The organism is Kitasatospora sp. NPDC059146 (assembly GCF_042786665.1).
Lineage (GTDB): Bacteria > Actinomycetota > Actinomycetes > Streptomycetales > Streptomycetaceae > Kitasatospora.
Map to the genome: position 1 here is coordinate 64277 of NZ_JBHZCY010000003.1, position 10990 is coordinate 75266.

8 protein-coding genes and 2 pseudogenes are annotated in these 10990 nt (G+C 73.8%); 3 read left to right on the forward strand and 7 right to left on the reverse strand.

Annotation, left to right across the window (positions count from 1 at the left end; translation table 11 throughout):
• Nucleotide 1: 1 nt before the first annotated feature.
• From ACFXPX_RS01965 to scpA, 3 genes and pseudogenes are all read right to left on the reverse strand, one after another.
• Nucleotides 2-424 carry an SRPBCC family protein gene (locus tag ACFXPX_RS01965; RefSeq protein ID WP_380639211.1) on the reverse strand — a complete coding sequence of 141 codons (423 nt, stop codon included), beginning with the start codon at nt 422-424 and terminating at the stop codon, nt 2-4.
• Nucleotides 421-1413: a methylmalonyl Co-A mutase-associated GTPase MeaB gene (gene meaB, locus ACFXPX_RS01970; protein WP_380401249.1), complete on the reverse strand. Its 993-nt coding sequence runs from the start codon at nt 1411-1413 to the stop codon at nt 421-423. The genes ACFXPX_RS01965 and meaB overlap by 4 nt, the downstream gene beginning before the upstream one ends.
• Nucleotides 1414-1426: 13 nt before the next feature.
• Nucleotides 1427-3583, reverse strand: a pseudogene (gene scpA, locus ACFXPX_RS01975) (methylmalonyl-CoA mutase); the annotation flags it as partial.
• 29 nt (nt 3584-3612) lie between these two features.
• Between scpA and ACFXPX_RS01980 the strand changes: the two are divergent.
• Nucleotides 3613-3690 (forward strand): annotated as a pseudogene (locus ACFXPX_RS01980) (hypothetical protein); the annotation flags it as partial.
• A gap of 9 nt (nt 3691-3699) precedes the next feature.
• Here ACFXPX_RS01980 and ACFXPX_RS01985 read toward each other — a convergent pair.
• Entirely contained in the window at nt 3700-5568 is a 1869-nt protein-coding gene (locus ACFXPX_RS01985) for a methylmalonyl-CoA mutase family protein (RefSeq protein WP_380639213.1), read from the reverse strand.
• A 425-nt stretch (nt 5569-5993) separates the two neighbouring features.
• Between ACFXPX_RS01985 and ACFXPX_RS01990 the strand changes: the two genes are divergently transcribed.
• Complete coding sequence (locus ACFXPX_RS01990) at nt 5994-7073, forward strand: NlpC/P60 family protein (RefSeq protein WP_380639215.1); 1080 nt, start codon at nt 5994-5996, stop codon at nt 7071-7073.
• Between the two features lie 107 nt (nt 7074-7180).
• Here ACFXPX_RS01990 and ACFXPX_RS01995 read toward each other — a convergent pair whose 3' ends face one another.
• A complete protein-coding gene (locus ACFXPX_RS01995) occupies nt 7181-8272 on the reverse strand; it encodes a hypothetical protein (protein ID WP_380521461.1) in 1092 nt (363 codons plus the stop codon).
• A 173-nt stretch (nt 8273-8445) separates the two neighbouring features.
• On the opposite strand from ACFXPX_RS01995, the gene ACFXPX_RS02000 reads away from it, so the two are divergent.
• Nucleotides 8446-9468, forward strand: coding sequence for an acetamidase/formamidase family protein (locus ACFXPX_RS02000; RefSeq protein WP_380639217.1), 1023 nt, complete (start codon nt 8446-8448; stop codon nt 9466-9468).
• 21 nt (nt 9469-9489) lie between these two features.
• Here the strand turns inward: ACFXPX_RS02000 and ACFXPX_RS02005 are convergent, their stop codons facing one another.
• Nucleotides 9490-10395, reverse strand: coding sequence for a M56 family metallopeptidase (locus ACFXPX_RS02005; protein WP_380639219.1), 906 nt, complete (start codon nt 10393-10395; stop codon nt 9490-9492).
• Entirely contained in the window at nt 10392-10727 is a 336-nt protein-coding gene (locus ACFXPX_RS02010; protein ID WP_380639302.1) for a BlaI/MecI/CopY family transcriptional regulator, read from the reverse strand. Before ACFXPX_RS02010 ends, ACFXPX_RS02005 begins: the two co-directional genes overlap by 4 nt.
• Nucleotides 10728-10990 lie beyond the last annotated feature (263 nt).

Genomic DNA, 10990 nt, shown 5'->3' on the forward strand with positions numbered 1-10990 from the left:
GTCAGCCGGCTTCCAAGGTCGCCTTCATGACCTGGGCGCCGCGGCTGACCCGCAGACGGACTTGTTCGGCCATCTCGTGAGGGAGCACGTCCGTCGTCCACAGCAGGCGGCAGCGGCCGTCGGCCACCGGGAGTACCTGGAAGGAGGCGTGGTGGTGGGTCAGCGGGAGCTTGAATCCCTCGACGGCGGAGTAGGCCAGCCTCCGCAGGCCGTCGTCCACGCTGACGATCAGCTCCCGGATCACCGCACCGCCGGGCATGGTCAGGTACCGGACGTCACCGTCCATCCGGGTGTCGAGGACGTAGCCCGGGATGAGGCGCTCGTGCACGGCGCCTACGTCCCGTACGGCGTCCCAGACGTGTTCGGCGTCGGCCTCGATCACGACGTCCTCGACGATGGTGGCGATGCCTCTCAACTCCCTCAAGCAGTACCGAAGAAGCTGTCCAGGATCCGTTGCGCGGCCAGCCCCGCCGGCAGCGTACCGGCCCGCACCTGCGCCTCCAGTTCCGGGGTGAGCCGCCGTACCTCCGGGTGCTCGTGCAGCCGCGCGTACAGCTGGTCGTGGACCATCGACCACGTCCACTCGACCTGCTGCTCCCGCCGCTTCGCGGCCAGCCCGCCCGTCGCGTCCAGTATCTTGCGGTGCTGCTGCAACCGCTCCCACAGGACGTCCAGGCCCGCCCCGTCGAGCCCGCTGCAGGTCAGCACCGGCGGCGTCCACGCCGCGTCCGGTGCCTGCAACAGCCGAAGTGCGCCCGCGAGTTCACGTGCGGCCGCCCTCGCGTCGCGCTCGTGCGGGCCGTCGGCCTTGTTGACGGCGATGACGTCCGCGAGCTCCAGCACGCCCTTCTTGATGCCCTGCAGCTGGTCGCCGGTCCGGGCCAGCGACAGCAGCAGGAAGGTGTCCACCATCCCGGCCACCGTCGTCTCCGACTGCCCGACCCCCACCGTCTCGATGAGGACGACGTCGTAGCCCGCCGCCTCCATCACGACCATCGACTCGCGGGTGGCCTTGGCGACGCCGCCCAGCGTTCCCGAGGTCGGCGACGGCCGCACGAAGGCGGCCGGGTCCACCGCGAGCCGCTCCATCCGGGTCTTGTCGCCCAGGATGGACCCGCCGGTGCGGCTCGACGTCGGGTCGACGGCGAGCACGGCGACCCGGTGGCCGAGCCCGGTGAGCATCGTCCCGAAGGAGTCGATGAAGGTCGATTTGCCGACACCGGGCACCCCGGTGATGCCGACCCGCACCGCCCCGCCCGCGTGCGGCAGCAGCCGCTGGAGCAGCTGCTGCGCGAGCGCGCGGTGGTCGGGGCGGGTGGATTCGACGAGGGTGACGGCGCGCGCGATCCAGGCGCGCGAGCCGTCCAGGACGCCCGTCACGTAGGCGTCGAGGTCGATCGTCCTCGGTGGCATCGGACTCAGCGGCTCACAGCTCGTGGCCGAGTTCGACGGCCAGCGCCGTCAGCAGGTCGAAGGCCGCGTCCGGGATCACCGTGCCCGGGCCGAAGACCGCCGCCGCGCCCGCCTCGTACAGGGCCTGGAAGTCCTGCGGCGGGATGACGCCGCCGACCACGATGGTGATGTCCTCCCGCCCGGCCGCGGCGAGTTCGGTGCGCAGCGCGGGCACCAGGGTGAGGTGCCCGGCGGCCAGCGAGGAGACGCCGACGATGTGGACGTCCGCCTCGACGGCCTGGCGGGCGACCTCGGCCGGGGTCTGGAACAGCGGGCCGACGTCGACGGTGAAGCCGAGGTCGGCGAAGGCGGTGGCGATCACCTTCTGGCCGCGGTCGTGGCCGTCCTGGCCCATCTTGGCGACCAGGATGCGCGGGCGACGGCCTTCGGCCTGCTCGAACCGCTCGACCAGGTCGCGGGTGCGCTGGAGGGGCGCCGACGGGCCCGCTTCGTCTCGGTACACACCGGAGATGGTACGGATCTGGCCGGAGTGGCGGCCGTACACCTTCTCCAGGGCGTCGGAGATCTCGCCGACCGTCGCCTTCGCCCGGGCCGCGTTGACGGCCAGGTGCAGCAGGTTGCCGTCCAGCGAGCCGCCGCGCTGCGGGCCGGCCTCGGCGGCCGCCGTCAGCGCGCGCAGGGCGTCCTGGCACTGCGCCTCGTCGCGCTCCTCCCGCAGCCGGCGCAGCTTCTCGATCTGCCGGGCCCGCACCGCCGAGTTGTCGACCTTGAGGACGTCGATCTGCTCGTCGTTCTCGACCCGGTACTTGTTGACGCCGATCACGGGCTGGCGGCCGGAGTCGATCCGGGCCTGGGTGCGGGCGGCGGCCTCCTCGACGCGCATCTTGGGGATGCCCGCGTCGATGGCCTTGGCCATGCCGCCGGCCGCCTCGACCTCCTGGATGTGCTGCCAGGCCCGGGCGGCGAGGTCCTGCGTCAGCTTCTCGACGTACGCGGAGCCGCCCCACGGGTCGATGACCCGGCAGGTGCCGGACTCCTGCTGGAGCAGCAGCTGGGTGTTGCGGGCGATCCGGGCGGAGAAGTCCGTCGGCAGGGCGAGCGCCTCGTCGAGGGCGTTGGTGTGCAGCGACTGGGTGTGGCCCTGGGTGGCGGCCATCGCCTCGACGCACGTGCGCGTCACGTTGTTGAACACGTCCTGGGCGGTCAGCGACCAGCCGGAGGTCTGCGAATGGGTGCGCAGCGAGAGGGACTTGGGGTTCTTCGGGTCGAACTGCTTGACCAGCTTGGCCCACAGCAGCCGGGCCGCGCGCAGCTTGGCGACCTCCATGAAGAAGTTCATGCCGATCGCCCAGAAGAACGACAGCCGCGGCGCGAAGGCGTCCACGTCCAGGCCCACGTCCAGGCCCGCGCGCAGGTACTCGACCCCGTCGGCCAGGGTGTAGGCGAGCTCCAGGTCGGCGGTGGCCCCGGCCTCCTGGATGTGGTAGCCGGAGATGGAGATCGAGTTGTACCGGGGCATCTTCTGCGAGGTGTACGCGAAGATGTCCGAGATGATCCGCATCGACGGCTGCGGCGGGTAGATGTAGGTGTTGCGGACCATGAACTCCTTGAGGATGTCGTTCTGGATGGTCCCGGCGAGCTTCTCCGGCGGCACCCCCTGCTCCTCGGCCGCGACGATGTACAGCGCGAGGACGGGCAGCACCGCGCCGTTCATGGTCATCGACACCGACATCTTGTCCAGCGGGATGCCGTCGAACAGCTGGCGCATGTCGTAGATCGAGTCGATGGCGACGCCCGCCATGCCGACGTCGCCGGTGACGCGCGGGTGGTCGCTGTCGTAGCCGCGGTGGGTCGGCAGGTCGAAGGCGACCGAGAGGCCCTTCTGGCCGGCCGCGAGGTTGCGGCGGTAGAAGGCGTTGGACTCCTCGGCGGTGGAGAAGCCCGCGTACTGGCGGACGGTCCACGGCTGGTTGACGTACATGGTCGGGTACGGCCCGCGCAGGTACGGGGCGATGCCGGGGTACGTCTCCAGGAAGTCCACGCCGTCGAGGTCGGCCGCGGTGTACAGCGGCTTGACGCCGATGCCCTCGGGGGTGTCCCAGACCAGCTCGTCGGGGGCCTTGCCGGTGGACCGCTGCCAGGCGGCCTGCCACTGGGCGTCGGTGACCTCTCCGGCAGCCGAGCCGGCAGCCGAGCCGGCAGCCGAGCCGGCAGCCGAGCCGGCAGCCGAGCCGGCAGAGGAACCGGCGGAGGAGTCATCCAGCCCGATTCCGGTGAAGTCGGGGATCATCGCGCCACTCCAATGAGGTCCAGCAGGGAGGTGAGGACGGCGATCGCGTCCCCGCCCGCGTAGATGAACTCGTCCACTCCGGCGGGTACTTCGGCCGGGCGGCCGGCCAGCAGCACGCGCTGGGCGCCCGCCTCCTTCAAGGCTACGGCGACGGCCGCGGCGTGCTCGCCGTACAGGGCGTCGCTGGAGCACAGGCAGGCGACGGAGGCACCGGACTCGCGGAACGCCGCGGCGAACGCGGCCGGGTCGACGCCCTCGGTGGACGCCGTCGCGATGCCGCCGGCCTGGAACAGGTTGGCGGCGAAGGTGGTGCGCCCGGTGTGCGCGGAGGCGGTGCCGATCGAGGCCAGGAACAGCGCCGGACGGGCGCCGGTGGCCGCCAGGTGGGCGTCCGAGCGGTCCCGCAGCGCCTCGTACGCCTCGGCGCGGCGCACCCGCGGCAGGCCGCCGGTGTGCCCGGCCGGAGCCGGTTCGCGGACCAGCGGCTGCTCGTCCAGGTGCGGGAACTCGCTGACACCGGTGACGGGTTCGCGCCGCTTGGCGAGCTTCGCGGACCGCTCCGCCCAGGTCGCGGCGATCCGGTCGCCGACCAGCCCGGACGCCAGCGCGGCCTGCTGGCCGCCCGCCCGTTCGATCTCCTGGAACCAGGCCCAGGCGGCCTGCGCCAGCTCCTCGCCGAGCTGCTCGACGTACCAGGAGCCGCCGGCCGGGTCGATCACCCGGGACAGGTGGGACTCCTCCAGCAGGATCGACTGGGTGTTGCGGGCGATCCGGCGGGCGAAGGCGTCGGGCAGGCCGAGGGCGCTGTCGAAGGGCAGCACGGTGACGGCGTCGGCGCCGCCGACCCCGGCGGCCAGGCAGGCCACCGTGGTGCGCAGCATGTTCACCCACGGGTCGCGGGCGGTCATCATCACCCGGGAGGTGACGGCGTGCTGGCGCTGCGCCGAGGCCTCGGCGGAGCCGCCGGACACCTCGGCGACGCGGGCCCAGAGGCGGCGCGCGGCGCGGAACTTGGCGATGGTCAGGAACTGGTCGGCGTCGGCGGCGTAGCGGAACTCCAGCTGGCCGAGCGCGGCGTCGACGGAGAGGCCGGCCGCGGTCAGCGCGCGCAGGTAGGCGACGCCGGTGGCGAGCGCGCAGCCCAGCTCCTGGGCGGGGGAGGCGCCGGCCTCGTGGTACGGCAGGGCGTCCACGGTGAGGGCCCTGACGTTCGGGTAGCCCTCGGCGCAGCGGGCGGCGAGCACGGCGGCCTCGGCGAGCAGGGCGTCGGTGCGGTCGGCGGAGCCGGTGCGGGCCTGGAGGCCGAGCGGGTCGGCGCCGAGGTTGCCGGCGGCGGAGGCGGGGGAGACCTCGCGCTCCTCGTACAGCCCGAACAGCCGCTCGGCGGCCTCGGTGAAGTCCGGTCCCGCGTCGAGGGCGACGGCGGCGAGGTCCAGGTACACCCCGTCGAGCGCCTCGGGCAGGGCGGCGACGGGCAGGCCCGCGTCGCCGAGCTCCAGCCAGAGCGAGCCGACGCCGTGCTCCAGGTCGGCCAGGACGGCCTCGTTGGCGCGCCGGCGGTCCGGGTCGGCGTGCCGCTGCCGTACGTCCCACCCGGCGACGGCGGAGCCCTGCGGCCGGCCGCCGCGGACGAACGGCGGGAAGCCCGGGTAGCCGGGCTCGACCGAGGTGTTCTCGGCGGTGTACAGCGGGCGGGCGCGCAGCCCGTCCTGGAGCGCGGTGGTGAGCGCCTGCTCGGCGGCGGCGCCGTCCTCGGGCCGGGCACCGGACTTGCGCAGCACGCCCTCGACGAGCTGCTGCCACTGCTCACGGTGCGCGGCCGGGAACTCGGCGGCGAGGGGGAGCCTTTCGGGCGGGACCTTCATGTCCGCAGGTTAGCGCCCGTTAGCGGAGCGGAAGGAGGGTCGTTAAGTGTGACCTTGTTCTCGATTTGGCGCGCTTTCGGCCCGTGGCCAGCACTCCGTCCGGCGGGGAGTGCCACGAGGCGGGGGCCGGGGCCCGGCGGAGGGTCGGCGGGCCGCCCGGAAGTGCCCTGGATCAGGGGGATTGCGGAACCCCGCCCCTCATCTATTAAGTTACTTCGAAGAAGGCGGGTGGGGACGGCATCCCCCGTACGGCCCCGCCCGTCCTTCGCCGTCCCCTGCGCGTCCCCCGGCGCGCCCTGCGGGTGTCCCGGCCGGTCGCCCCCCCGATCGGCCGAATGAACGTGCGAATGCCACTCGGACGTTCCTCCAGTGTCACCGCACGTCACCGCACCTCCCCGCCCGTCCCCCGAAGGAGTGCCACCTCGATGGGAAAGCGCCGTAAGCCCAGCCCCCCGAGCCGGGCCCGCATGGCGGTCCTCACCACGGCGATGGCCGGCGGTGCGGTGCTCGCCGCCGGCACCGCCCACGCCGAGCCGACCCCGAGCCTGGCCTCCGTCAAGGAGCAGGTGGACAAGCTCAACGAGGAGGCCGAGCAGTCCGTCGAGCAGTACAACGGCTTCCAGGAGAAGCAGCAGAAGCTCCAGGGCGAGGCCAACCGGATCCAGGAGAAGGTCGCCCGCGGCCAGGAGTCGATGAACGAGCTGCGCACCCGGCTCGGTGCCGTCGCCGCCGACCAGTACCGCAACGGCGGCATCGACCCCTCCGTCCAGCTGATGTTCGACTCCGACCCGGCCGGCTACCTGGAGCGCGCCTCGGCGCAGAACCAGGCCGCCGGCACCCAGACGGCCCTGCTCAAGCAGGCCCAGGACGAGCAGCGCAAGCTCGACCAGGACCGCGCTGAGGCCACCGCCACGCTCGCCCAGCTCGACTCGGTCGGCACCGAACTGACGGCGAAGAAGCAGCAGATCCAGGCCAAGCTGGCCCAGGCCCAGGCCACCCTCAACAAGCTGAGCGCCGAGGACCGCGCCAAGGTCAACGCCCAGCAGGCCGCCGACAAGGCCAAGGCCGAGGCCCAGCAGGCGGCCGCCGCCGACCGGGCCTCCCGCTCGGCCGCGCGCCCGGACATGAACACCCCGGCCCCGCCGCCGGCGGCCGCCAGCGGCCGGGCCGCGGCGATCGTCCAGTTCGCCTACGCCCAGCTCGGCAAGCCGTACCAGTGGAGCTCCACCGGCCCCAACAGCTTCGACTGCTCCGGCCTCACCGGCGCCGCCTACCGCGCGGCGAACGTCAAGCTCTCCCGGATCTCCCAGGACCAGTGGAACGACGGCCCGCGGGTCGCCCGCTCCGACCTCCAGCCCGGTGACCTGGTCTTCTTCTACCCGGACATCCACCACGTCGGGATCTACATCGGCGACGGCAAGATGATCCACGCCCCGCGCACCGGCAAGAACGTCGAGGTCCTGCCGATCTCCGCGATGCCTTACATGGGTGCCGTCCGCCCGTAACGGCCTCCGCCCGTAACGGCCTCCGCGCGCCGCACGCCTCCGGACGGATCGCCGACGACCCGTCCGGAGGCGTTCCGGTAGCTCGTCCGGAGGCGCCCCGCGGCCCGTCAGAGGCCGAGGACCTCCAGCTGGGCGTCGGTGTCGTTGGTGCCGCCGACGTACAGGGTGTGGCCGTCGGGGCCGACGGCGAGGCCGTCGAGTGCCGACTCCTGGGGGGCGAGGGAGTCGGCGGTGTCGACGGTGGCGGTCGCGGTGTCGACGGAGATGACCGCCGTGGTGCCGGAGGAGTCCTGCTGGAGCAGGTAGAACCGGCTGCCGTCGGCGCTCAGCCGCGGCGGGACGTCGCTGCGGACGGGGACGGTGCGGATGCTCCGGAGCAGGGTGTCCGTGGCGGGGTCGATCAGGTCGAGCGTGCCGCCCGAGTTGGGGCCGGTCGCGAAGAGCCGGCCGCCGTCCCGGGTGAAGGCGAGCCCGTTGTCGCCGTTGGTGGCCGTCCCGGGCACCGTCCGGACGAAGGTCAGCGTGCCGCCGGCCGCACTCACGTGGTACAGCCCGGCGCCGCCCCCGATGTACAGGTCCCGGCCGTTCGGGTGGAGCGCCGGGGCGCCGGTGTTCAGGGCGGGCAGCCCCACGGTGGGGCCGAACTGCCGCTGCGCGGTGCCGAAGGCGAGCACCCGGGCCTGCCCGCCCTGCCGCCAGGCCGACGGGCCTTGCTGGACGAGGTACACCTCGGAGCCGTCCGGGCCGACGACGAGGCCGCTGACCAGGCCCTGGGACCAGCCCGTCGGGCGTGGCTGGTCCGGCAGCGGGACGGTGGCGAGCACGGTCGGGCCGCCGGTGGCGACGACGCTGAGTTGCAGGCCGTTCACCACGTACAGGCGCGAGCCGTCCGGGCTGAGCGCCGACTGCGGGGAGCCCTGGGCGGCGCCGAGCGGGGCCGTGCCGGTCACCTGGCCGGACCGGGTGTCCACCGCCCGCACCACGAGGTTGCCGTCGGAGTCGGTCGTGACGACGTAGGCCGTGGCGCCGTCCGGGCTGACGGAGGGCAGCGCCTGGCCCGAGCCGACGGTGACGACGCCGGGGGTGCCGGACACCGGAGCGGACGCGGCCCGGGCGCTGCCGCCGGCGAGGACGAGGGCGGTGGTGGCGGCGAGCAGAGTGACCCGGCGGAGGGCCTTCGCGCGCTGACTGGCTGACATCAAGTCCCCTTGTTCGTCCGTGTGTTGAGATGGCGAGGGGCAGGCTAGCGGACTACGGTGGACGGGTGGTGGACAGTCAGGGGGCGAATCTTCCACCTGAGCTGTGGCGCCCCGCGCCCCGCGCCCGCCCCGCGCCCCGCGCCCGCTCCGGAAACCACTCCCGAGGAGACCAAGTGAGCCTGCCCGAGACCGTCGTCCGGCTGGACCCGAACCCCGAGGACTACGCCTACACCTTCGGTGGCCGAGCCCCGCTGGTGACCGTCCGGCCCGGCACCGTCGTCGAACTGACCACCGAGGACTGCTTCGGCGGCAAGGTGCGCGGCACCGGCGACCTGCCCAGCCAGGTCTGCGTCTTCCCGTACCTCAACCCCGTCACCGGCCCGATCGCGGTGGCCGGCGCCGAACCCGGCGACCTGCTCGCGGTGCACTTCGTCGAGATCACCCCGGCCCGGGAGCACGGCGTCTCCAGCACCTTCCCGCACTTCGGCGCGCTGACCGCCACCCACAGCACGGCGATGCTGCACGCCCCGCTGGAGGAGCGGGTCTGGGTCTACGACCTGGACGTCGCGGCCGGCCTCTGCCGCTTCCGGGCCCGCGCCGGCGAGTTCACGGTCGACCTGCCGCTGGACCCGATGCACGGCACGGTCGGCGTCGCCCCCGCGGCCGGCGAGGTGCTGGCCTCGATCACCCCTGGCGCCCACGGCGGCAACCTGGACACCCCCGAGATGCGGGCCGGCACCACCGCCTACTTCGGCGTCAACGTCGAGGGCGGCCTGCTCGCCATCGGCGACGGCCACGCCCGGCAGGGCGAGGGCGAGGTGTGCGGCACGGCCGTCGAGGCGGCGATGCGCACCACCGTGATCGTCGACCTGGTCAAGGGCGGCGGCCCGGCCTGGCCCCGGCTGGAGAACGACGACTTCCTGATCAGCACCGGCTCCGCCCGCCCGCTGGAGGACGCCTTCCGGATCAGCCAGCACGACCTGGTCGGCTGGACCGGCGGACTGCTCGGACTGGACCGGCTCGACGCCTACCAGCTGGTCAGCCAGGCCGGCCTGGCCCCGGCCGCGAACGTCTGCGACACCAACTACACGATGGTCGCCAAGCTGCCGAAGCGGGTCCTGGGCCGCGCCCGCGCCTACGACGGCCTGCACGACCGGCTCCGGGAGGCGGCGGCGGCGTACCTGCGGCACCGGTGAGGCGGCCGCGCGCCGCACCCCTTACGGGTGCGGCGCGCAGGCCAGCAGGTACGGCAGGGCCGGCACCGCCGGAAGCGTCAACACCCCGATCCGCCAGGACAGTTGGCGCCGCCGACCGCCGCCGGGCCGGGCCAGCCGGTGGACCCGGGCCAGCACGCCGGTGGAGGCGACTCCCCAGGTGCCACCGGGAGTTGTCCCCGAGACCGCCAACGCGCAGAGCGCCGAGGCCAGTTCGCTCCGGGACACCTCGGCCAGCGCCGCGTCGTCGGCTGCCATCTCCAGCAGCAGCGCCACCTCCGAGCGCCCCAGCCGGGCCAGCGGCAGGGGGCCCAGCAGCAGCGCGAAGGTGTCGACGGGCAGGCGGAAGAGGTGGTGGCGGCCGCGGATGTGCCCGTGCTCGTGGGCGACGGCCGCGGCCAACTGCCGCTCGTCCAGCAGCCGCAGCGCGCCGCGGGACAGCACCACCCGGGAGCGCCGTCCGGGCAGGCAGTAGATGGTCGGGTGGGCGTGCTCCAGCACCAGCGCGCCCCAGCGCCGGTCCCGTACGGCGACCACGTCCAGCACCGCCCGGTGCCGCCGCCGGGCCCGTCCGGTCCGGGCGCCGACGGCGGCCAGCAGCCCGGTGAGCAGGGCCCCGGCAGTGGCGAGCAGCCACCAGTCGTGGGTGTGCGGCAGCACCGGACCGGTCGGTTCGAGGTGCGGGAACAGGCCGATCAGCCCGGCCGGCTCGTGCGCGGCGGGCTCGAAGGCGTGGTGCGCCGCGAGCACCAGGGCGACCGTGAAGGAGGCCATCAGCGCCAGCCACAGCGCGACCCCGAGCAGGGGGCGGGTCTGGAGCCGGGCCTGGACCCGGGCCGAGCCGGCCAGTCGGCGGGGGAGCAGCACGCCGGTCGCGGCCAGGTAGAGGCCGAGCAGGGCGAGCGTCACTCGGCGTCCCGGGCCTTCACCAGTTCGAGGGCGGCGAGCAGGGCGGACGCCTCGTCCCCGCTCATCCGGTCGACGAAGTGCAGCAGGGCGCCGGCCCGGTCCGTGGTGGTCTCCAACGCCTGGTGCATCAGCTGGGCGGTGTACGCCTCCCGGGTGCAGGTCGGCTCGTACACCCACGCGCGGCCGACCTTGTCCCGGCGCAGCCAGCCCTTGGTGTGCAGGATGTCGGCGACGGTGGTCACGGTGGTGTACGCGACCGGGCGCTGCTGCTGGAGGTCGTCGACCACCTCGCGCACCGTGGCCGGGCGCTCCCAGTCCCACAGCCGGTCCATGATCTCGGCCTCGAGATCGCCGAAACCCCGTAGCACCGCCCTCGTCTCCCTCGCCGCACCGACCGCCGGCGCCCTTCGCCCGCTGGAACGCGGCCCATGCTACGGAACGCACCGGGCGCCCGCCCCCGGGTGAGGGGGGCGGGCGCCCACGGATTCCGGGCGGTGCCCGGGGGGTGCTCAGGTCGTGCTCGGCCGGTGGTCGAAAGGTGCCCGACGTGCCCGACGCGTGCCCGAACAGAGGAGCAGAGGAGCGGTAGGGACAG